We start from the raw sequence: 21,871 nt of genomic DNA, 5'->3' as shown, positions 1-21,871 counted from the left end.
AAGCTCAACGCGCAGGTAACATGGTCAGAGGAGGAAAGCGTCCCGCGCCAGGGACGGGGCGGGCCGAGCGGCCATGGATGGCTTAAGCTACTTTCCGATCTGACCATGTTACCTGAGCCTGCGCGAACTCATAGCAGGCAGAGACAGACTCTTTCATCACGCTATCCCAACCGGGATGGCGTTTTTTACTGGTTACCCTCCCAGCCTGCTGTCATTTCATCCCGGTTTTCACCCTGACATTGCCCGCGAAGAGTCACGCCTCGGGCGCTAAAGCTAATCTGTGAACCATTTCATAAAGCCATGAAATAAACTGCGCCGTTAACGCAAAGAAATGAAATTTTCCATCCATCTGGTAATATAGCGCTCATTATGCAGCCATTATTCTAATTATACGGGCAGAAGTGATGAACAATAATCCCACCCAACTTTCTCTCTTGCAGGACGATATTCGTCGCCGCTACGAAACGCTGAGCAAGCGTCTTAAACAGGTTGCGCGCTACATCCTTGATAACAGTAACAGTATTGCTTTCGATACCGTCGCCTCGATTGCCCAGCAGGCCGATGTGCCGCCGTCGACGCTGATCCGTTTTGCGAATGCGTTTGGCTTCAGCGGTTTCAACGAAATGAAACAGGTTTTTCGTCAGCACCTGATGGAGGAGACGGTCAACTATACCGAGCGCGCTCGCCTGTTTCGTCAGACCTCAACGGACGACAGCGCCAGTGCCCCTGAAAGCCCAGCGGAGATCCTCAACGTCTTTACGATGGTGAACAGCCAGGCGTTGCAGCAACTGGCGATGCAGGTTAATCCTGAGCAGCTGAACAAGGCAGTGAAACTGCTGAATGAGGCTGAGAACATCTATGTCATCGGCCTGCGTCGCTCCTTTAGCGTCGCCTCCTATCTGGTTTACGCGCTGCGTCACCTGGAGCGTCGCGCGTTTCTGATTGATGGCCTGGGCGGGATGTTTACCGAGCAGCTCAGCCTGGTAAACCCGAAAGATGTGGTGATTGCGATCAGCTACTCGCCTTATGCGCGTGAGGCGGTCGAAGTGGTTGAAATGGGTGCTAAACGTGGCGCGCATCAGATTGCTATTACCGACAGCCAGGTCAGCCCGCTGGCCGCCTTTAGTGATGTCTGCTTTGTGGTGCGTGAGGCGCAGGTCGACGGCTTCCGTTCGCAGGTCGCCTCGCTCTGCCTGGCGCAGACGCTGGCGGTGTCACTGGCTTTGAACAACGCCGAGAGTTCCGCTCAGTAACCTGCGTTCCACACAGTAAAAAGGGCAGCCCAATTGGCTGCCCTTTTTGTGGCTATCCACGCACTATGCACGCCTGATAAAACCGCCGTGATTTACGCGTTGCGCGGATAGCTGTCGCTGTTCACCCAGGCGTGATCTTTCTCCCAGCTGAATTTCCACAACCGCACCGGCCCCGCCATCACGTTCAGATAGTAGTTGTTGTAACCTGCCAGCGTCGCCACCGGATGATAGCCGCGCGGCACCATCACCACGTCGCGATTATAGGGTGCCATGCAGACATCCAGTGAGCGGTCGTCGGTGTAGACGCGTTGCATGGCAAAGCCAGGCTCCGGATCGAAACGGTGATAGTAGGTCTCTTCCAGGTAGGTTTCGTTTTCACTCTCCTCCTGGTCGTGCTTGTGGCTGGGATAAGAGCTGGTATCGCCCTCGTTGGTATAAACCTCAACCACCAGCAGGCTGTCAGCCGGTTCAGTGTCAGGCAGGATATTATGCACCAGGCGCTGATTGCGCCCTTTTCCGCGATGCTCAACACCTACATCCGCTGGTGCAATCAGTCGTGCAGGCAGATTTCCCTGACCGGGCGCGTTACAGACCGCCAGTTCAAGATCGCTGTCTGCATACACTTCCACTTCATCATCATGCGGCACATAAACGGAATAAGGCGGCACGCGTTCGAAAGGCGACATGCGCTTACCGATACCGGGAAACTCAGCATGGCGGGTTTTCACCGAGGCCAGCCCGGCCACCAGCACCAGACACAGCTCTTTATCACCACTGTTGAGGCGCAGGGTTTCCCCTTTCTTCAGCAGATAAGCATCAAACCCGACATAACGCCAGCCAGCACGCTCAGGTGTGACATGCTGAATACGGCCCTGTGCGTCAGGGGCCTGTGCTTTCGACAGTAAAGACATCCCGATCCTCCTCTCTGTCACGATTAACACGGCGAGAGTCACGCGGACGCAATGCCAGCGAACAAAGCGACCGGCAGACTATCCTGCCGGTCGCACACCGTGATCCGTGATCGACGTTGAAATAAATTAGCCTAAGGTTGGCATACTGAATTCAGACACGGTCTGCTGACCGGATGGCCAGCGCACGGTGGCGGTTTTCATGCGCGTATAGAAGCGCACGCCGTCCGGCCCGTGGACATTCAGCGCGCCAAACACGGAACGTTTCCAGCCGCCAAAGCTGTGGAATGCCATCGGCACCGGAACCGGCACGTTGACACCCACCATGCCCGCTTCAACGTTCTGCACAAACTCACGCGCGGTGTGACCGTTGCTGGTGAAAATCGCACTGCCGTTGCCAAACTCATGGCTGTTAACCAGTTGCAGTGCGCTGTCGTAATCCGGTGCGCGCATGATGCTCAGCACCGGCCCAAAAATCTCTTCACGCCAGATCACCATCTCAGAGGTGACGTTATCAAACAGCGTGCCGCCAACGTAGTAACCTTCTGCGTGACCCGCAACCTGCACGTTACGGCCATCCACCACCAGCTTCGCACCTTCCTGCTCGCCTTTATCGATGTAACCCAGCACCTTCTTCTGGTGCGCAGCGGAGACAACCGGACCCATCTCATTTTCTTCGGCACCCTGACTCATTCCCGGGCCGATACGCAGTGCTTTCACCAGCGGTGTCAGGCGGGCAATCAACTTGTCTGCGGTGTCATCACCCACGGCGACAACAACAGGCAGAGCCATACAGCGTTCACCGGCAGAACCAAACGCACCGCCCATGATGGCGTTAACGGTGGCATCCAGATCGGCATCCGGCATAACGATAGCGTGGTTTTTCGCCGCGCCAAATGCCTGCACTCGCTTGCCGTGGGCGCTGGCGGTCTTATAGATATGCTCAGCTACGCCTGAAGAGCCGACGAAGCTCACCGCGGCAATGCGCGGATCCTTATAGAGCTGCTCAGCATCTTCATTAGAGCTGTGCACCACGTTGAATACGCCATCCGGCAGGCCCGCTTCGGTCAGGAGCTCGGCCATACGCACGGCCGCAGACGGATCCAGCGCCGGTGGCTTCAGGACAAAGGTGTTACCGCAGGCCAGTGCGATCGGGAACATCCACAATGGCACCATCGCCGGGAAGTTGAACGGCGTAATGCCCGCCACGACGCCAACCGGCTGCATCAGCGAGAAGCTGTCAACGCCGCCGCCGACGTTCGGGGAATATTCGCCTTTGAGCAAATGAGGGATCCCGCAGGCAAACTCAATCACTTCAATGCCACGCGTCAGTTCACCCAGTGCATCGGACCAGACTTTGCCATGCTCAGAGACAATCAGCGCCGCCAGCTCATCACGATGCTGCTCCATCAGGGCTTTAAAGTTAAACAGAACGCGGGCGCGACGCAGCGGCGAAGTTTTAGACCAGGCTGAAAATGCGTCATGCGCGACACCAATCGCCTGAGCCACTTCATCAGCGGTACTTTGGGTCAGTTCACGAACCACTTTGCCGGTTGCCGGATCGTAAACAGGAATGGTTTCGTTGCTGGCGCTGAACGTGATTTTACCGCCAATAAAGTTACCTATGGTTGTCATGATGTTGCCTCTTAAGATGGTTAAGTTCCCTGCAGACGGGCCCTGTGGCCTGCCACACTGCCTGACCAGGCAAACCTGAAAGCGTGCTATGAAGCTATTACAGTGGAATAAATTTTTCAAATAGTTATTTTTGGAAAATTTGATTTTAGCGGCACAGATCGCATTTTTATTGTCCACTTCTGTCTGACCGCGTGATGAGAGCAGCAGAGCAATATTACCAGTCAGCCTTAGCGTAACAGGGGAATTGCCGCGGCGTAGATCACGTCTGTTTCTGCGAAGTCGATCCGGCGTTGACGCATCAGCGTGAAACGAAATTTGAAATTAATGCGAGGCTGATCTAATAAAATACATTTCATAATTCACTAATTATGAAATAAATGTTTTCTTTAATCGCAACATTCTCCTGTTCCGGAGTTAGCGCATGGCCATCGACCCAACCCGTTTCTGTATCAATCGCAAAATTGCGTCCCGGCTCTCGCTGGAAGCCTTCTTTCAGTTGGTTCAGCGTCTGGGCCTGAGCAAGGTTGAACTGCGTAATGATATGCCCGGCGGCAGCGTCACTGACGATCTCAGCACCGATCAACTGCGCGCCCTGGCCGACAGATACCACATTGATATCATCAGCATTAATGCGCTCTATCCGTTTAACCATATTGATGATGCGCTGCTGAGCCGGGCCGAGGCGCTGTTACAGACAGCACAACAGATTGGTGCAAAAGCGCTGGTGATGTGTCCGCTGAATGAGGGGATTACCGTGTCACCTCAGTAGACACAGGCGGCGATGCAGGCGCTGGCGCCCCGCTTTGCCCACTATGGCATTCTGGGGCTGGTGGAGCCACTGGGTTTCCCGGTCAGCTCACTGCGTTCGATCGTACAGGCGCAGGCGTTAATTGCTGCGGCAGGCGTGCCTTTTAAGCTGTTGCTGGATACGTTTCATCATCATCTCTATGAGAAGGCTGAACAGGAATTCCCGGTGGGTATCGATATTGACCAGATTGGACTGGTGCACCTTTCAGGCGTGGAAGATCAACGTCCGACCGCCGAACTGACCGACGAAGAACGCATCATGCTGAGTGACAATGATGTGCTGAAGAGCGTGGTGCAGGTTAAACGGCTGGAGATGCTTGGCTATAAGGGCGTCTACGCCTTTGAGCCGTTCTCCGGTCAGCTCAACAGCTGGACCCCGGCGGAGATTGAACGCCAGATCCGCCACAGTATTGAACTGCTGCAGGCCTGAATCCTGCTGCATCCCGCATTTATCCGTTTATCTGTGTCTGAAAAGACGTTATGGCCCGCTGCTGGGCCATTTTTTTTTATTCTGAAGAACCGTCTGCTGCTGACTGCGATGCCTGACGCTTCAGCAGCCGCAGCGTGCAGAAAAACGCGACACAGACCAGCAGCGCCGTGAGCAGATAGACGCGTGAGACATCCGCATAATTCATGATGAATCCGGCCAGTGGCCCGGTTATCCCCAGCGACAGATCCATAAAGGCGGTATAGGTTGCCAGGGCGCTGCCCTGATTCTGCTGCGGCACCACTTTTACCGCCACCACGCCCAGCGCCGGGAACACCAGAGAAAACCCGGCCCCGGTCAGAAAAGCACCCGCGTTTGCCATCCAGGGATTACCCGCAGCGGCGACCAGAAACAGTCCGGCCGCTTCAACCGCCAGACAAACGCTGGCGACCCGCAGACCGCCGTGGCGGTTAATCGCATTGGGAAACAGCAGGCGTGCGCCAACAAAAGCCATGCTGAACAGGGAAAGCGCAAAAGCGGCTCCCTGCCAGCCTTTATCCTGATAGAACAGCGTGATAAAGGTGGCGATAACGCCAAAACCCGCCGATCCCATCGCCAGAATCGCACCAAAACCGGCGATTTTTCCCAGCACAGCCCGAAACGGCAGCGGTCTGGCGCGGCTGGCTTTTACAGCCGGACGCGGCACAGCGCAGACGATGCCCACGACACAGATGGCAACAATGACCAGTGACAGCCACAGCAAACCGCCTGCCTGAAAGATCACTACGCCGAGCGGTGCGCCAATGGCCATCGCGCCATAGGTGACGATCCCGTTCCAGGATATTACCCGACCAATGTGCAGTGAACCCACCCTTGCCACTCCCCACAACGAGGTGCCGGTGCCGGTAAAACTCTGGCCCACGCCCAGAATCAACCGGCCCACGCAGAGCAGGATCAGGCTCCACATCGGTGATGCGATCAGGGCCGCCAGCAGAATACACAATCCGCTGAGCAGACAGCCTACCAGGCCCGTCACCACCACTTTTTTGGGTCCCCAGATATCGGCATAGCGCCCAGCATGTGGCCGGCTCAGCAGCGTCGCAACATATTGCAGGCTGATCACCAGGCCGGCCCAGAACGCGCTGAAGCCCAGCTGGTCATGCACCCAGCCTGGCAATACCGCCAGCGGCAGACCAATGGTGAGATAGCTGGCAAAGTTGTAGGCCACAATAGAGAGGATCAGCAGAGAGATATTCAGGTTGCCATGTGGGGTAGTCGGTTCCGCTGCAGGCTGTTCAGGCATGCGTCCTCACGATCGTATTTGGCTGAATGATAAGGTTTATCCCTTAACTATACCCGCTTTCGCCTCCTGCGCATCACAATGGCACGGTTATCTGGCGAACACGACAGCGCGGACATGCTGCAGATAACCGGATGAAAACAGCCACAAGGGAGAGTGGCTGTTCTGTTGCTATAGCTGAGTGCTGTGGCGCTAATACTCTCGCCACTTTGCCGCCGCGCTTTACCGTTTCTCTGATAAATCAGATTGTTAATTTTCTTTCAGCTACACTTTCAACAGCCAATTTACGTTATGAGAGAGAGAATGAGCGAGCTGCAACGGGAAAAGATCGGACAAAATATTCTGATAAAACTGGCGATGCTGGTCATCATCCTCGCCGGGGTTCGGGCAGCGTCCGATATTCTGGTTCCGCTTTTGCTGGCGGCGTTCTTTGCAATTGTACTCAACCCACTGGTGACGATGCTGATGCGCCGGGGCTTTCGCCGTGGACTGGCCATTGGCCTGGTTATCACGGTGATCTTCTGCGCACTTGTGCTGCTGGGCGCCATCATCGCCAGCTCAATGAGCGAGTTTTCCGACCTCTACCCGCAACTGCGCGCCACGATGGAGCAGAAGATGACGGTGCTGCAACATCTGGCGGCAGGCTTTCATATCAATATCTCAACAGATGCGCTGGTACAGCGTTTCGATCCTAACACTATGATGAACCTGGCAAGCGTGGCGCTGAGCGGCTTTTCCGGTGCGATGACCAATACTGTGCTGCTGGTGCTGACCGTGGTCTTTATGCTGTTTGAGGTTCATCACCTGCCCTATAAAATGCGTAACGCGCTGGTGAATCCTAAAATCCGCATCGCCGGGCTGCATAAAGCGTTGAAAGGGGTCACGCACTATCTGGCGCTGAAAACGCTGGTGAGTCTGATTACCGGCATCGCGGTCTGGCTGAGTCTTTATCTGCTGGATGTGAAGTTCGCGCTGCTCTGGGGTGTCGTGGCATTTATCCTCAATTTCATTCCCAATATTGGTCCGATTATCGCCGGTATCCCGCCCTTACTTCAGGCGCTGTTACTGAACAGTCTGTTTGATGCCGCGATGGTGGCGACGCTGTTTACCGCGATTCACATGGTGTTCGGCAATATGCTGGAACCGCGACTGATGGGTCGCGGTCTGGGCTTATCAACGCTGGTGGTGTTCCTGTCGCTGGTGTTCTGGGGCTGGCTGCTCGGGCCGGTCGGCATGCTGCTCTCGGTGCCGCTGACCAGCATTACCAAAATCCTGATGGAAACTACGCCAGGCGGCAGTCGTCTGGCGATTATGCTGGGCACCGGACGACCTAAGCGGGCGCGGGGATTAACCAAGTAGCTGCTGCTGCACGTGCTGCAGATGGTTCTCCATCGCCTGACGGGCAGCCGCTTCATCGCCCGCCACGATGGCCTCGGCGATCTGCTGATGGTCAGCATTCATCTCGCGAGCGAAGCTATTATCAGCATAATGGCGCTCCAGTCGCTGCACATGCGGACTGTGCCGCCGGTTCCATAACTGCTCCAGCAAGTCGCGTAACACATCATTGCCGCTCATCTCGCTGATGAGCAGGTGAAAGCGTTTGTCCTGCTCCAGGAAAGCCGCATCGTTTGCATTGTACTGCTGCAGTTCAGCGATCAGCGCCAGCAGTGCCGCGCGCTGAACGGCGGTGCCGTTACGTGCGGCAAATCCCGCCAGCATCCCTTCAAAGGCTTCCCGCGCCTGCAGCAGGTCCTGCAGACTGCAACTCTCCTGCGGAACGGCGGCCTGCGGCAGTGGCTGCGCGACGTAGACGCCGTTGCCCGTGCGGATATCGACCCAGCCGGTCATTTCCAGCGCAATCAATGCTTCACGCACTGACGAGCGGCTGACACCCAGCTGTTTTGCCAGCTCGCGCTCTGGCGGCAGTAAGCCTCCTGCCGCAAAGTCACCGCGCGTAATGCCGGCCATAATGACGTTGGCGATCTGACGATACAGGCGCTCAGTTTTAATAACGGGTAGCGTCATCACCCTCTCCTCTTCGTCCGCTTAAAACCGATCACATCGCTGATGCAGTTTGTGATGCTGCGATCCGGATCACGGCCCTGTTTTGTCCACTATCATACTCTTGGCCCAGCGGCCTGACCACTGGGCCACATCACACTAAGGAGTAATAATGGAACATACATGGCGATGGTACGGCCCAAACGACCCGGTATGCCTGGATGATGCGCGTCAGGCGGGTGCGACCGGCATTGTAACGGCGCTGCACCATATCCCTAACGGCGAGGTGTGGCCGGTTGAAGAGATTAAAGCACGCCAGGCCCTGCTGGCTGAAAAAGGTCTGGTCTGGTCGGTGGTCGAAAGTATCCCGGTCCATGAGGCGATCAAAACTCAGCGGGGTGACTACCTTCGCTACATTGCCAATTACCAGCAGTCGATACGCAATCTGGCTGCCTGCGGCATTGATACCGTCTGCTACAACTTCATGCCGGTGCTGGACTGGACGCGCACCGACCTCGCCTGGACGCTGCCAGATGGCGCAAAAGCGCTGCGCTTTGACGCTGATGCGTTTGCCGCCTTTGAGCTTTATCTGCTACAGCGCCCGGGCGCGGAGAAGGATTACAGCGCTGCCGAGCAGCAGGCCGCAGCGCAGCGCTTTTCCGCCATGAGCGCAGAAGAGAAAAACACCCTGGTGCGCAATATTATCGCCGGTCTGCCAGGTGCTGAAGAGGGTTACACCCTGGCGCAGTTTCAGGCGCAACTGGCACAGTATGACGGTATTGATAAAGCGAAACTGCGCGAGCATATGGCAACGTTTCTGCGCGCCATCGTGCCGGTTGCGGAAGAGACGGGCGTTAAACTGGCGGTGCATCCGGACGATCCACCGCGTCCTATTCTGGGTCTGCCACGCATTATCTCCACGCAGGAAGATATGCAGTGGCTGAAAGAAACCGTGGACAGCCTGCACAACGGATTCTGCTTCTGTACCGGCTCTTATGGTGTGCGTGCCGATAATGCGCTGGTTGAGATGGCGGAAACCTATGCCGACCGCATCAACTTTGTCCATCTGCGCGCCACGAAGCGCGAAGCTAATCCCGCCAGCTTCCATGAAGCGGCGCATCTGGCGGGCGATGTCGATATGGTCGGCGTGATCAAAGTCATTCTGGCGGAAGAGCAGCGCCGTCGCCGTGCAGGCAACCTGCGGGCAATACCTATGCGTCCCGATCACGGTCATCAGATGCTGGACGACCTGCATAAACGCACGAATCCGGGTTACTCAGCCATTGGACGTCTTAAAGGTCTTGCTGAACTGCGCGGCGTTGAAGTCGCCTTGAAACAGATCTATTTTGCTCATTAAGTCAACGGCTACCCTGTGCCCGATTCTGACGGGCCAGGGTCTCTGCTGGCCGCAATGAGATGTTTTCCTCCGCGTTACTTATCCCTGCCTGATTTCTGCCGAATTCAAATGAAAGCAAAACAACCCCCTCAATTAAGGCTGTGTCGGGTCGATAATTGACCTGAGTCAGTTCTGTTGCTCGCAAAAACGCTAATCTGCCTGGCCCGGAGAAATGCTATGCTGCGCAACTGTTCAGCCCCTGCATAAAACGAATAATACTCAGAGGATTCAGCGGTGCCGCTACTGAAACGAAAACGCGACTATGCCAGACTGGTGATTATTTTCTCCGGTGTGCTGCCTCTGCTTATTGGCCTTTTTTTTACTGCTCTGGATGCGCGCCACACCGTCCAGCAGCATCAGGTGAATGCAGCCAATACCCTGCTCTCTCAGGCTGAAAGAATGAGTGACAGCGCGTGGGATATGATTAATACGCTGCGCCAGTTTCAGTATCAGCCCTGCAGTCAGATTCAGAATCAGTTACAGCGCATCGGCTCACTGAATCCCTATTTCCGCGCAATCGGTAAAATTGAAGAAAACAGAATTGGCTGTTCGTCAGCATATGGAACCATGCCGGGTTTACTGAAAGATATGATCATGCGCGATGCGCCGGTCACCGGAAAAGCCTGGTGGAGCCTGTCAATTGCCGGCACCTCCGGTGTGCCGGATCGCCCGGCCGTGATTTTTATGCGTGACCTGCCTGATGGCGTGGGATTCTGGGCAGTGGTTGATGGCCAGTATCTGCTTGATCTGATGCGCGCTATCAGCAGCACTCACCGCTATCATTTCAGCATGGCATTCAGCGACGGCGCCCCCATCTCGTTTGGTGACCCACAAATTGCTGCATCCGGCTGGTTTGAGCCTCTGATTTATGAGGCCCGTTCAAACCGCTACCCGCTCTCTGTCACTCTGATTGCCTCGCCCACTGAGCTGATCTCTGCCTGGCGCCAGGTGATTTTTATTATCATGCCGATGGCGGCGATCTTTTCTGTTCTGCTGATGATGCTGACGGCGAACTGGCTGCGACGGCGTATTTCATGGCGCGATGAGATTCGCCGGGCCATCATCTGCGGCCAGTTCAGGGCGCACTATCAGCCAGTCTATGATAACCGGCTGCAACGCTGTAGCGGTGCAGAGGTGCTGCTGCGCTGGACAACGTCCGACGGTAACGGCGTTAGGCCTGATATTTTTATTGGTGCAGCAGAAGCGGAAGGGATGATTGTGCCGCTGACCCGCCACCTGCTCGATTTGATTGCAGAGGATGTGCAGAGCTGGCAGGTGGATCCCCATTTTCACCTTGCGATTAACGTGGCGGCGGAGCATCTGCAGCATCCTGATTTTGTTCGCGATATGCTGCAATTCGCCGACAAAATAAAAGATAAGCAGTTTGTCATTACGCTTGAGCTGACTGAGCGCAGTCTGATTAAAGAGGGTGAAGCGGTGGCGCGTAAGCTGGAGCAGTTACGCCATGCGGGTATGAAGGTTGCGATTGATGATTTTGGTACCGGCCACTGCTCACTGAGTTACTTACAGACCTTCACGCTGGATTATCTGAAAATCGATCGTGGATTCATTAACGCTATCGAATCGCTGGAAGGCGAAACGCCAGTGCTGGATGCGATCATCAATCTCAGCCACAGTCTGGCGCTGGAGGTGCTGGGTGAAGGTGTGGAAACGGAGCTGCAATTTTGCTATCTCCAACAGCGCGGCGTCGTGTTTATTCAGGGTTTTTATTACGCCCGCCCGATGGATAACACATCGCTGGCAGAGTGGCTGGCGCGTCAGGGGGATCAGCATGTGCTGGCTGACCCGTGTCACGTTTGAACCTCCGCAGCACATCGAAAACCGGACGACACCGAAACCGGGATTGCCACCCGCGGCTCTTGCGCCAGCCCGTTCACCGACGAATAATGTCCAGCCCCCGACCCTTCGCACTGAACCGTCGGACAGGGATCCCTCCCGTTAAGCGCAAATAAACATCACTTGCGCAGACAATCTGCTGAAAAAAACGGCTGTCGTCACGCAGCGTGATAATTTTTTTGCGGTGCTAAACAGTCATAAAGATTGCCGGAACAGGTCAGCATTAGCTCAAACATGACAGATATCACACAAAAACGGTATACTCTGTCGCTGTTTGCAATAATCACAACAGTAATTATTGTGTTCGCTGGCGCGTAATGAGCGCTTAATTACGGCTATGCTTAAATTTCTCAACGCAGCGGTCTGAACGATTTACCACGGCTCGCGCCGTTGAGGACTTTCGTGTTCCATTACAGGGTAATTCTATGAAATTGCGTAGGAAGCGTGTAAAACCAATTGGGATCAATGATGTCACCATCATTGATGATGCTCGTTTACGTAAAGCCATCACTGCGGCCTCTCTGGGTAACGCGATGGAATGGTTTGACTTCGGTGTGTATGGCTTCGTGGCCTATGCGCTGGGTAAAGTCTTCTTCCCGGACGTGTCACCCGGCATTCAGATGATTGCTGCACTGGCAACCTTCTCTGTGCCCTTCCTGATCCGTCCGCTGGGTGGCCTCTTCTTCGGTATGCTGGGCGACAAATATGGTCGTCAGAAAATCCTCTCCATTACCATTATCATCATGTCGGTCAGTACCTTCTGTATCGGCCTGATACCGTCCTATGCGTCTATCGGCATCTGGGCACCGATTCTGCTGCTGCTTGCGAAGATGGCGCAGGGCTTCTCCGTGGGCGGTGAATATACCGGCGCCTCAATCTTCGTGGCGGAATATTCGCCTGACCGCAAACGCGGCTTTATGGGAAGCTGGCTCGACTTTGGCTCAATTGCGGGCTTTGTACTCGGTGCGGGTCTGGTCGTGCTGATCTCTTCTGTTATCGGAGAAGCACGTTTCCTTGAGTGGGGCTGGCGTCTGCCGTTCTTCGTGGCGCTGCCGCTGGGCATTATCGGCCTTTATCTGCGTCATGCGCTGGAAGAGACCCCGGCATTCCAGCAGCATGTGGACAAACTGGAACAGGGTGACCGCGAAGGCCTGCAGGATGGTCCGAAAGTCTCGTTTAAGGAAATTGCAACCAAACACTGGCGCAGCCTGCTCTCCTGTATCGGTCTGGTTATCGCCACCAACGTCACCTACTACATGTTACTGACGTATATGCCGAGTTACCTGTCGCATAACCTGCACTACAGCGAAGACCATGGTGTGATGATTATCATCGCTATCATGATCGGTATGCTGTTTGTTCAGCCTGTGATCGGCATGATGAGTGACCGCTTTGGCCGTCGTCCCTTTGTTATCATCGGCAGTATCGCTCTGCTGGTCTTTGCCATTCCCGCCTTTATGATGATTAACAGTGGCGTGCTGGGACTGATTTTTGGTGGCCTGCTGCTGATGGCCGTTATTCTTAACTCGTTTACCGGTGTCATGGCCTCGTCGCTGCCTGCGATGTTCCCGACCCATATCCGTTACAGTGCGCTGGCCAGTGCGTTTAACATCTCTGTACTGGTTGCCGGTCTGACGCCAACGCTGGCCGCCTGGCTGGTTGAAACCACCAACAATCTTTACATGCCAGCCTACTACCTGATGGTGGTGGCGATCATTGGTCTGATTACCGGTCTTTCCATGAAAGAGACGGCAAACAAGCCACTGAAAGGTGCAACGCCAGCCGCGTCCGATATGGAAGAAGCGCGCGAAATCCTGCAGGAACATCACGATAACATCGAGAACAAAATCGAAGATATCGATGCAGAGATCGCCCGCCTGGAAGCGAAACGTAAAAACCTGGTGCAGCAGCATCCGGATATCAACGAGTAATCGTTCTGCTCTCCCGCCGCCCGGCGGGAGAGCGCTTTTCCCTCTCTGTTACCGCACACAAACCTTCATCCCTCGCGGTCAAAGGGAGTAAACTGTTGTTACTTTTTTCACCTGCGTAAGAATGAAAATGTCTGATTATTCCCTTATCCAGCGCCCAAGAAGATTGCGCGCCAGCGCCTCAATGCGTGAAATGTTCCAGGAGTCATCCCTGAGCCTGAACGATCTGGCTCTGCCTATCTTTGTTGAAGAAGAAGTCGACGATTACAAAGCGATTCAGGCGATGCCTGGCGTGATGCGAATTCCGGAAAAGCGTCTCGCCTATGAGATTGAGCGCATCGCCAAAGCGGGCATCCGCTCGGTGATGACCTTCGGTATTTCTCACCACACCGACGCCACCGGCAGCGATGCCTGGAACGAAAACGGTCTGGTGGCGCGCATGTCGCGCATCTGCAAAGATACCGTACCGGAAATGATTGTGATGTCTGACACCTGCTTCTGTGAATACACCAGCCACGGCCACTGTGGTGTGCTCTGTGATCACGGCGTCGATAACGATGCAACCCTGGCAAACCTGGGCAAGCAGGCCGTTGTTGCCGCCGCAGCCGGTGCAGACTTCATCGCCCCGTCAGCGGCGATGGATGGTCAGGTTGAGGCGATTCGCCGCGCACTTGATGCGGCAGGCTTCACCCAGACCGCCATCATGTCTTATTCCACCAAATTCGCTTCATCGTTTTACGGCCCGTTCCGTGAAGCGGCCGGAACGGCGCTGAAAGGCGACCGTAAAACCTACCAGATGAACCCGATGAACCGTCGGGAAGCGATCCGTGAATCGTTGCTTGATGCGGCGCAGGGCGCGGATTCATTGATGGTGAAACCGGCAGGCGCTTATCTGGATATTCTGCGCGATATCCGCGAACGCACCGAACTGCCGCTGGCGGCTTATCAGGTGAGTGGCGAATACGCGATGATTAAATTTGCCGCACAGGCCGGTGCCATTGATGAGCGCAATGTGGTGCTGGAAAGCCTCGGTGCGATTAAACGCGCCGGAGCCGACCTCATTTTCAGCTATTTCGCCCTTGATCTCGCCGAACAAAAAGTGCTCTGATCCCCTCCTCATAAAGAGCGTGGTCGCTGTATCACGCTCTTCTTCGCTGTTAGGCACACACCAGAACCTGGCTTCAGCTAAAAACCAAAGGGCTCTGTGATGAAAGCACCTGAAATCGCCGCCGACGAGGCACAACGTTTATCGCAGTTGCGTGCGCTGAACATAATGAATACGCCAGCGGAAGAACGATTTGATCGTTTAACTCGCCTGGCGCGCCGCCTGTATGACGTGCCTATCGCGTTAGTCAGCCTGCTGGAAGAAGATCACCAGTGGTTTAAATCTGCACAGGGTTATGCGCCTACCGGATCGCCACGGAATATCTCGTTTTGCGGCCACGCTATCCTGCAGGATGAAATCATGATCGTTGAAGATGCGTTACAGGATGAACGTTTTCACGATAATCCGCTGGTGACTGGCGAACCACACATTCGCTTTTATGCGGGCTGTCCGCTGCGTGCGCCGGGCGGTGCCAAAATGGGTACGTTCTGTATTATTGGTCGTGAGCCGCGTCAGTTTAATGAAGAGGATCAGGCCACCATGCGCGATCTCGCCGCCATGGCTGAAGCGGAATTGATCGCCTTTCAGACGGCTACCTGTGATGAACTGACGCAGATTACCAATCGCCGCGGTTTTATGACGCTGGGACAGATGGTGCTTAATGAGTGCCAGAGGAAAAACCGTCCCGCCTGTCTGACTTTTCTCGATCTCGATAAGTTTAAGCAGATTAATGACACACTGGGCCATCGCGAAGGCGATCGCGCGCTGATGGACTTTGCCAATGCGATGAAAGTGGCGTTCAAACATTCCGACCTGTTTGCCCGCCTGGGCGGCGATGAGTTTGTGGTGCTGTTTGATGGCCTGCAGCAGCAGCAGAGTGAAGCGCTGCTCATGCAGTTCGACCGTTATCTGCACCAGCAGTCAGTCAGCCTGAACCGACGTTACCGCCTGCAGTTCTCTTCCGGCGTAGTAGAGTTTGACCCGGCCAATCCGCAATCGCTGGAACAGTTACTGCACGACAGCGATAAACAGATGTATCTGACTAAAAATCAGAAACGCATTGCCGTGTAAGGTCAGGCGCCGCAGCGCCTGAGGGGTCAGGGACGGGCCAGATCGTCGAGCAGCGTCTGATTAAACTTAGCCGGATCTTCCATTTGTGGTGCGTGCCCCATGCCAGGAAATTCAATTAAGCGCGCGCCCGGGATACGTTTAGCCGCCTCTTTTCCCAGCACCGCATAATCACCCAACCGGGCTTTCACCTCCGCCGGTGCGATATCACTGCCAATGGCCGTGGTATCTGACGTACCGATTATCAGAGTGGTCGGCACCCTGAGATCGCCGAACTCATAAAACACCGGTTGAGTGAAGATCATGTCGTAGATTAAGGCGGAGTTCCACGCCACCTTCTGATGGCCCGGCCCACTGTTTAGTCCGGCCAGCATATCGACCCACTTATCATATTCGGGTTTCCAGCGCCCGACATAGTAAGTCTGCTGTTCATACTTCTTAATACCCGCCGCGCTGAGTTTGAGTTCGCGCTGATACCACTGATCCACCGAACGCCACGGTGCACCTTTGGCTTTCCAGTCCTCCAGCCCTATCGGGTTAACCAGTACCAGCTTCTGCGTCTGCGCCGGGTACATCAACGCATAACGCGTTGCCAGCATCCCGCCGGTTGAATGACCGACAATGACCGCCTTCTCCACTCCCAGCCGTGCAAGCAGCTGATGGGTGTTCTCTGCCAGTTGCTGAAAACTGTATTGATAGCTGGCGGGCTTGGTCGAGCTGCAGAAGCCAATCTGGTCGGGCGCGATAACGCGATATCCCTGCTGACTCAGTGCGCGAATCGTCTCTTCCCAGGTCGCGCCACAGAAGTTTTTACCGTGCATCAGCACCACGGTTTTGCCGTTGGCACGTTGCACCGGTTTGACATCCATAAAGCCCATGCTCAGCGGTTGCTGCTGAGACTGAAAGTCAAAATGCTGCAGAGGATAGGGATATTGAAACCCCTCCAGCTGTTCGCCATATACAGACGCAGCATGGGCAGGTGCATGAGCCAATAAGGCCAGCGAGGTGAGCAAGGCGGCAAGCGGTTTTTTCAGCGCGTATGTCGGGCTCATCCGGGGGTACTCCATGTTAAAGGTGAGTCGTAAGCCTGGCATGTCATTGTGAAAAATCTATTGCCAGGCGGTGCTATCACGTTAATAACACAGCGGCTGCCAGGATTCATCAGGAGGTGGTCAGCGGCATAGCGCCTGATTTGATTTTTATCTGCCAGATATCAATCATCTATATTTCCCAACAGATTTATCACAATTCATCTAATTTAATAAAAAACGGCTGTTCGGATGAATAATATCAGGAGATAAAAACTCAAAACCTGAAAAATGTTTACGCAAAGAATAAGAACATTAAGGTAGATTTTTCACATTCGTGATGAATTTAACCGTGGAGTCGCTATGAGCGAAAATAAATATAATGAAAGCGTAATCATCTCTGTCACTGAATGGATTAATAATAATCCTGGCCAGCGCCTGAGTGTTGATGATATTGCCATAAAGGCAGGTTATTCCAGATGGTATTTACAGAAACTCTTTGCCCGTTACCATAATGAAACACTGGCGCGTTATATTCGTAAGAGAAAACTTAACGCCAGCATTCATGATTTAAAAAACAGCCAGACACCTATTATCACTCTGGCACTGAAATACCATTTTGAAAGCCAGCAATCTTTTACCCGCTCTTTTAAACAGATTATGGGTTGCACGCCGAGCACCTGTCGCAAACGTCAGATGAACCACAAGGCGAAACAGCAGCTGGCTGAGGTAGCGCATCCCTGTACATTATGCAGCTTTGTGCGTGAGGAAAGTATAAAGCCGGATGCTGGGGTAACAGTCCGGCCTGTTACGCACTTCACGCACGAATATACGCAGGCAGAGCCATTCCGCGACAGGGGTTAATCAGGCTTCATCCGGCTGATAATATTGCACGCCAATCTGAATGCGCTCACGCCCCTGGGCGACGCGATGACGATTGGTGTCGCGCAGTGAATAGACGCAGCCACAATATTCCTGCTGATAAAAACTCTCGCGCTTACTGATTTCAATCATGCGCGAAGACCCACCGCCTTTACGCCAGTTAAAATCCCAGTACATCAGATCCGGATATGCTGACGCGGCGCGGACACCACAGCTGTTAATCTGCTTCATATCTTTCCAGCGTGAGATCCCCAGGCAACTGGTCATCACCGGGAAGCCGTTCTCATGGGCATAGAGTGCCGTACGCTCAAAACGCATATCAAAGCACATGGTGCAGCGCTCACCCCGTTCCGGTGACCACTCCAGCCCGCGCGCGCGCTCAAACCAGTTATCCCGGTCATAGTCCGCATCCACAAACGGCACACCAAATTTTTCGGCAAAGCGAATATTCTCCTCTTTTCGCAGCTCATACTCTTTGAGCGGGTGAATATTCGGGTTGTAAAAATAGATGGTGTATTCAATACCGGATGCCAGCATCGCTTCCATCACTTCACCCGAACAGGGCGCGCAACAGGAGTGCAGCAGGACTTTTTTATGACCGCCCGGCAGCGGCAGCGGCTGGCGCTGGAAAGGTTCAGACATAAGCACCTTCAATCAATGGCTGAAAAGCAGCAGTGTAATGCTGCAAGCAGTCAGTTGTAAAACGGGTCTGATATGCCTCGTTTGGTGTAATCGTGCTTCATCCGCCCTTATTCCCTGTAGTGCCAACCCGCTGATCTTCGATGTTTTCTTTTTAGCGTAATGCTGTGCAGCACGGGTTATGGCCAGAAGTGTGATCGTCACCACACTGGCATCAACTATGTTTACATAACATTAACAATATTGACATTGAATCGCTTCAAGGAGACTCGCATGGTCGCGACAAAAAAATCGGGAAGTCAGCAGAACCGTTTTACGTGGTTCGTCTGTTTTATGGCTGCGCTGTCAGGCCTGCTGTTTGGTCTGGATATCGGCGTCATTGCCGGTGCCTTACCGTTTCTGGCAAAGGATTTGCAGATAACTAACCATCAGCAGGAGTGGGTGGTGAGTTCAATGATGTTCGGCGCGGCGCTGGGTGCGCTGGCGGCGGGCTGGATGTCATCAAAGCTGGGACGCAAGAAAAGTATGCTGGCAGGCGCAACGTTGTTTGTAATTGGCTCGCTGTGGTCAGCGTTCTCCCCGGATGTCGAGTCACTGGTCTGCGCCCGCGTGATGCTGGGTCTGGCGGTGGGCATCGCCTCTTATACCGCACCATTGTACCTGGCAGAGATTGCGCCGGAACGTATTCGTGGTTCGATGATTTCCATGTACCAGCTGATGCTGACCACCGGCATCGTGGTGGCTTATCTCTCTGATACCGCGTTCAGCTACAGCGGCAACTGGCGTGGGATGCTCGGTGTTATCGCCATCCCAGCGGTGATCCTGTTTATCGGCGTGCTGTTCCTGCCTAACAGTCCGCGCTGGCTGGCAGCACATGGGCGTTTTAACGAAGCACAGCGGGTACTGGATCGGCTACGGAACAGCAGTGAACAGGCCCGGGAGGAGCTGGAAGAGATCCGTGAAAGCCTGCAGGTGAAGCAGCGTGGCTGGTCGCTTTTCCGCTCTAACGGTAATTTCCGCCGCGCGGTATGGCTGGGCATGCTGCTGCAGGTGATGCAGCAGTTTACCGGCATGAATGTTGTGATGTATTACGCCCCTAAAATCTTCAATATTGCCGGCTTCTCCAGCACCAGTGAGCAGATGTGGGGTACGGTGATTGTCGGGCTGGTCAACATGCTGGCTACGCTGATTGCGATTTTCTTTGTTGATCGCTGGGGTCGCAAGCCGATGCTCACCACCAGTTTTCTGGTGATGGCTGTCGGCATGGGCGTCCTGGGCACACTGCTGCATATTGGCGTTGAAACAGATTTCCGCAAATACTTTGCTATTGCGATGCTGCTGATGTTTATCGTCGGCTTCGCGATGGCGGCCGGACCGGTCATCTGGCTGCTCTGCTCAGAAATTCAGCCGCTGAAAGGACGTGATTTCGGCATTACCGCCTCCACCACCACGAACTGGGTCGGTAATATGATTGTGGGTGCGACCTTCCTGACCATGCTGGATCAGCTGGGGAATGCCAATACCTTCTGGCTCTACGGCGCGCTTAATCTGGTGTTTATCGTGCTGACGATGATGCTGGTTCCCGAGACCAAACATGTGACGCTGGAGCACATTGAACGCAACCTGATGAAAGGCAAAGCACTACGTGACATCGGGGCGTAACCGCCCCGTATCAACTTACCATTGCAGCTGCTGGCCGGCGTAATCGACATAGTGATGACCACCACGACCGCGCCAGTGGGTCAGTTGCCGGACGATACCGGCCGCACTCTCTTCTGCTGTCAGTGGCGCACTCTCGCCACCCATATCTGTTTTCACCCAGCCGGGGTGCAGCGTCAGCAGCGTCCCGCTCTGCGCGTCAACTGCCGGAGTCAGTGTGCGGCTCAGCATATTCAGGGCCGCTTTGCTGGCCGAATAAATCGGCATCTGCGCCTGCGGGTTTTCATTCAGGCTGCCGAGCTGAGATGAGGTCAGCGCCAGCACACCTTCCGGCTTCAACAGCGGCAGCAAAATCTCTGCACTGCGAACCGGCGCTATCGCGTTGGTCAGGAACAGCTGCGCCAGATCCTGATCGTCACTCTGCAAGACCTTCTGGTGTGAAGGCCCGGAAATCCCGGCGTTAATCAGAATCGCATCGAACGTTTTGCCACTGAGCTGGCTGGCAAGCTGCTGAACCGCCGATGAGTGCGTCATATCCAGCGCATGCCAGTGAATGTCTGGCTTATTACCCTGCTCTGGAATGCCACTGCGATGCGTAGCCGTGACCTGCCAGCCCTCACCCGCAAACGCCTGTGCCACCGCCAGCCCGATACCGCGCGAAGCACCAATAATCAGAACCTCTTTTTGCTGAGCCATATTCACTCCTCGTTGATTGTCTCACTACAAGCTTAACGGGTATTCCGCCAGGACAGCGGCCCGCTGTGCTTTTTAGCGTGGCGACAGCACGGTCGGTAAAAACCTTGCGGCACAACGCTGATGATGGCTTTCCATCATTAAATTGCTTTATCTTTTACTTTTAACCGGTTAGAAGAGATAAATAGTCAGGCAGGCAGCAGTTAATCGCCATTTTCCCCGTGGAGTCTGAATGAAAAAGCTCACCTTAGAGGTGGTGGCAAAAATGGCGGGCGTCGGGATTGCGACGGTCGATCGTGTGCTGAATGAACGCGGCGGCGTGTCACTGGAGACCAGCCGTAAAGTCCTGAAAGCTGCGCGCGAAGTGGGATTGAAGCGTCTGCTGCCAGAGGAGTACCAGCATCCCTGGCAAATTGAGGTGTTCCTCAGTAATAACGGCTCCTCCTTTTTTCAGCAGCTTACTACCCATTTCAGCGAAGTCGCCAGCCAGCTTGGCTATCGTCGCCTGAAACTGCATAAAACTCTGGTGGCCGAGGCACAGCCTGAGCAGCTGGCGCAAAGTATTATCGCCCGCAGCAGCACGCGCGACGGCATCATTGTCTTTGCACATGATTCACCGCCCATCTACCGGGCGCTAGCGCTGTGCCGCAGCCGCAATGTGCCGGTGATTACCATCGTTACCGATCTGCCTGATGCCGACCGCTTATGTCATGTCGGCATTGACCAGTATCAGGCCGGACGCACGGCAGGATTACTGATGAGTAAAACGGTGAGTCAGCCCGGCGACATTCTAATGGTCAGTGGCCGCTTCGATTATCGCGCCCACCGTCAGCGCATTGACGGATTCCGGGAGGCCATGGCGCAGCGTGCGCCCCAGCGTCATCTGCGTGAGGTGCTGTCGGGTCAGGATCAGCGGGAGACAATCCGCAGCGTGCTGGCCCGCAACCTGCAACCGTCGCAGATGATTGCAGGGGTCTACAACACTGGCATGGGCAATACTGTTGTCAGCGACACACTACGTGCCCACCAGTTGCTGGGTAAATGCACCTATATCACTCATGAACTTTATGATGTGACACGTAAGCTACTGATGAATGATGAAGTGGCATTTACCCTGGATCAGCATGCTCAACAGCATGCCCGGCTGGCGATTGATTTGATGCTAAGTCATCTGGAAACCGGCTCTCAACCGGATGTGTATCAGGCGGGTAAAGTCGCGTTCAGGTTGTTTACGGCGGAAAATATGACGTGAGGGGATCGGTTTCCCCTGATGATGTCACATCAT

General features: G+C 54.6%; 17 protein-coding genes and 1 pseudogene. 11 read left to right on the top strand and 7 right to left on the bottom strand.

Translation table 11 applies throughout. The annotated features are described in order from the left end of the window. The first annotated feature begins 404 nt into the window (after positions 1 to 404). Positions 405 to 1,253: a MurR/RpiR family transcriptional regulator gene (locus tag LQK91_RS17525; protein ID WP_003852174.1), complete on the top strand. Its 849-nt coding sequence runs from the start codon at positions 405 to 407 to the stop codon at positions 1,251 to 1,253. Between the two features lie 92 nt (positions 1,254 to 1,345). Here LQK91_RS17525 and iolB read toward each other — a convergent pair whose 3' ends face one another. Further along, positions 1,346 to 2,164, bottom strand: coding sequence for a 5-deoxy-glucuronate isomerase (gene iolB, locus LQK91_RS17520; protein WP_039660847.1), 819 nt, complete (start codon positions 2,162 to 2,164; stop codon positions 1,346 to 1,348). A 126-nt stretch (positions 2,165 to 2,290) separates the two neighbouring features. Continuing rightward, complete coding sequence (locus LQK91_RS17515; RefSeq protein ID WP_003852171.1) at positions 2,291 to 3,796, bottom strand: CoA-acylating methylmalonate-semialdehyde dehydrogenase; 1,506 nt, start codon at positions 3,794 to 3,796, stop codon at positions 2,291 to 2,293. 421 nt (positions 3,797 to 4,217) lie between these two features. On the opposite strand from LQK91_RS17515, the pseudogene LQK91_RS17510 reads away from it, so the two are divergent. Continuing rightward, positions 4,218 to 5,033: pseudogene (locus LQK91_RS17510) on the top strand (TIM barrel protein). A gap of 76 nt (positions 5,034 to 5,109) precedes the next feature. Here LQK91_RS17510 and LQK91_RS17505 read toward each other — a convergent pair. Beyond that, complete coding sequence (locus tag LQK91_RS17505; RefSeq protein WP_105099957.1) at positions 5,110 to 6,333, bottom strand: MFS transporter; 1,224 nt, start codon at positions 6,331 to 6,333, stop codon at positions 5,110 to 5,112. Between the two features lie 300 nt (positions 6,334 to 6,633). Here LQK91_RS17505 and LQK91_RS17500 point away from each other — a divergent pair, with 300 nt between their 5' ends. After that, a complete protein-coding gene (locus LQK91_RS17500; protein ID WP_105099956.1) occupies positions 6,634 to 7,689 on the top strand; it encodes an AI-2E family transporter in 1,056 nt (351 codons plus the stop codon). Here the strand turns inward: LQK91_RS17500 and LQK91_RS17495 are convergent. Next, positions 7,678 to 8,355 (bottom strand): FadR/GntR family transcriptional regulator, encoded by a 678-nt coding sequence (locus tag LQK91_RS17495; RefSeq protein ID WP_105099955.1) that lies wholly within the window; start codon positions 8,353 to 8,355, stop codon positions 7,678 to 7,680. The genes LQK91_RS17500 and LQK91_RS17495 overlap by 12 nt on opposite strands. A 148-nt stretch (positions 8,356 to 8,503) precedes the next feature. On the opposite strand from LQK91_RS17495, the gene uxuA reads away from it, so the two are divergent. The 5 genes from uxuA to LQK91_RS17470 all read left to right on the top strand — a co-directional run bounded on the left by uxuA (position 8,504) and on the right by LQK91_RS17470 (position 15,688). Beyond that, positions 8,504 to 9,688, top strand: a complete 1,185-nt coding sequence (gene uxuA / locus LQK91_RS17490) for a mannonate dehydratase (protein WP_105099954.1) — start codon at positions 8,504 to 8,506, stop codon at positions 9,686 to 9,688. Positions 9,689 to 9,961: 273 nt separating this feature from the next. After that, positions 9,962 to 11,548, top strand: coding sequence for an EAL domain-containing protein (locus tag LQK91_RS17485; RefSeq protein ID WP_105099953.1), 1,587 nt, complete (start codon positions 9,962 to 9,964; stop codon positions 11,546 to 11,548). A 461-nt stretch (positions 11,549 to 12,009) separates the two neighbouring features. Beyond that, complete coding sequence (proP, locus tag LQK91_RS17480; protein WP_003852158.1) at positions 12,010 to 13,515, top strand: glycine betaine/L-proline transporter ProP; 1,506 nt, start codon at positions 12,010 to 12,012, stop codon at positions 13,513 to 13,515. A gap of 127 nt (positions 13,516 to 13,642) precedes the next feature. Beyond that, positions 13,643 to 14,620 (top strand): porphobilinogen synthase, encoded by a 978-nt coding sequence (gene hemB / locus LQK91_RS17475; protein WP_033734324.1) that lies wholly within the window; start codon positions 13,643 to 13,645, stop codon positions 14,618 to 14,620. Between the two features lie 99 nt (positions 14,621 to 14,719). Further along, positions 14,720 to 15,688 carry a GGDEF domain-containing protein gene (locus LQK91_RS17470; RefSeq protein ID WP_003852154.1) on the top strand — a complete coding sequence of 323 codons (969 nt, stop codon included), beginning with the start codon at positions 14,720 to 14,722 and terminating at the stop codon, positions 15,686 to 15,688. Between the two features lie 26 nt (positions 15,689 to 15,714). Here LQK91_RS17470 and LQK91_RS17465 read toward each other — a convergent pair whose 3' ends face one another. Next, positions 15,715 to 16,737 carry an alpha/beta fold hydrolase gene (locus LQK91_RS17465; RefSeq protein ID WP_003852152.1) on the bottom strand — a complete coding sequence of 341 codons (1,023 nt, stop codon included), beginning with the start codon at positions 16,735 to 16,737 and terminating at the stop codon, positions 15,715 to 15,717. A gap of 339 nt (positions 16,738 to 17,076) precedes the next feature. On the opposite strand from LQK91_RS17465, the gene LQK91_RS17460 reads away from it, so the two are divergent. Continuing rightward, the gene (locus LQK91_RS17460; RefSeq protein WP_008926307.1) at positions 17,077 to 17,577 is read left to right on the top strand and encodes a helix-turn-helix domain-containing protein; all 501 of its coding nucleotides are present in this window, start codon (positions 17,077 to 17,079) and stop codon (positions 17,575 to 17,577) included. Here LQK91_RS17460 and LQK91_RS17455 read toward each other — a convergent pair whose 3' ends face one another. Further along, positions 17,578 to 18,237: an epoxyqueuosine reductase QueH gene (locus LQK91_RS17455; RefSeq protein ID WP_003852147.1), complete on the bottom strand. Its 660-nt coding sequence runs from the start codon at positions 18,235 to 18,237 to the stop codon at positions 17,578 to 17,580. It lies immediately after the preceding gene. Positions 18,238 to 18,507: 270 nt separating this feature from the next. On the opposite strand from LQK91_RS17455, the gene LQK91_RS17450 reads away from it, so the two are divergent. Beyond that, positions 18,508 to 19,896, top strand: coding sequence for a sugar porter family MFS transporter (locus LQK91_RS17450; RefSeq protein WP_003852145.1), 1,389 nt, complete (start codon positions 18,508 to 18,510; stop codon positions 19,894 to 19,896). Between the two features lie 15 nt (positions 19,897 to 19,911). On the opposite strand, the gene LQK91_RS17445 is transcribed toward LQK91_RS17450, so the two are convergent. Then, positions 19,912 to 20,589 (bottom strand): SDR family oxidoreductase, encoded by a 678-nt coding sequence (locus LQK91_RS17445; RefSeq protein WP_039660857.1) that lies wholly within the window; start codon positions 20,587 to 20,589, stop codon positions 19,912 to 19,914. Positions 20,590 to 20,818: 229 nt separating this feature from the next. Between LQK91_RS17445 and LQK91_RS17440 the strand changes: the two genes are divergently transcribed. Continuing rightward, on the top strand, positions 20,819 to 21,838 hold the full coding sequence (locus LQK91_RS17440) for a LacI family DNA-binding transcriptional regulator (RefSeq protein ID WP_039660859.1): 1,020 nt from the start codon (positions 20,819 to 20,821) through the stop codon (positions 21,836 to 21,838). Positions 21,839 to 21,871: the final 33 nt, after the last annotated feature.

It is taken from the genome of Pantoea sp. MHSD4, from assembly GCF_021043305.1.
GTDB lineage: Bacteria > Pseudomonadota > Gammaproteobacteria > Enterobacterales > Enterobacteriaceae > Pantoea > Pantoea eucalypti.
Note: the sequence above shows the minus strand (reverse complement) of the source record. Positions and strands in the feature narration are given on the sequence as shown.

Coding starts and splice junctions, on each gene's coding strand:
- LQK91_RS17525 (WP_003852174.1), top strand. CDS start 405: ATGAACAATAATCCCACCCAACTTTCTCTCTTGCAGGACGATATTCGT.
- LQK91_RS17440 (WP_039660859.1), top strand. CDS start 20,819: ATGAAAAAGCTCACCTTAGAGGTGGTGGCAAAAATGGCGGGCGTCGGG.
- LQK91_RS17465 (WP_003852152.1), bottom strand. CDS start 16,737: ATGAGCCCGACATACGCGCTGAAAAAACCGCTTGCCGCCTTGCTCACC.
- iolB (WP_039660847.1), bottom strand. CDS start 2,164: ATGTCTTTACTGTCGAAAGCACAGGCCCCTGACGCACAGGGCCGTATT.
- LQK91_RS17505 (WP_105099957.1), bottom strand. CDS start 6,333: ATGCCTGAACAGCCTGCAGCGGAACCGACTACCCCACATGGCAACCTG.
- proP (WP_003852158.1), top strand. CDS start 12,010: ATGAAATTGCGTAGGAAGCGTGTAAAACCAATTGGGATCAATGATGTC.
- LQK91_RS17515 (WP_003852171.1), bottom strand. CDS start 3,796: ATGACAACCATAGGTAACTTTATTGGCGGTAAAATCACGTTCAGCGCC.
- LQK91_RS17450 (WP_003852145.1), top strand. CDS start 18,508: ATGGTCGCGACAAAAAAATCGGGAAGTCAGCAGAACCGTTTTACGTGG.
- LQK91_RS17495 (WP_105099955.1), bottom strand. CDS start 8,355: ATGACGCTACCCGTTATTAAAACTGAGCGCCTGTATCGTCAGATCGCC.
- LQK91_RS17445 (WP_039660857.1), bottom strand. CDS start 20,589: ATGGCTCAGCAAAAAGAGGTTCTGATTATTGGTGCTTCGCGCGGTATC.
- LQK91_RS17455 (WP_003852147.1), bottom strand. CDS start 18,237: ATGTCTGAACCTTTCCAGCGCCAGCCGCTGCCGCTGCCGGGCGGTCAT.
- LQK91_RS17470 (WP_003852154.1), top strand. CDS start 14,720: ATGAAAGCACCTGAAATCGCCGCCGACGAGGCACAACGTTTATCGCAG.
- hemB (WP_033734324.1), top strand. CDS start 13,643: ATGTCTGATTATTCCCTTATCCAGCGCCCAAGAAGATTGCGCGCCAGC.
- uxuA (WP_105099954.1), top strand. CDS start 8,504: ATGGAACATACATGGCGATGGTACGGCCCAAACGACCCGGTATGCCTG.
- LQK91_RS17500 (WP_105099956.1), top strand. CDS start 6,634: ATGAGCGAGCTGCAACGGGAAAAGATCGGACAAAATATTCTGATAAAA.
- LQK91_RS17460 (WP_008926307.1), top strand. CDS start 17,077: ATGAGCGAAAATAAATATAATGAAAGCGTAATCATCTCTGTCACTGAA.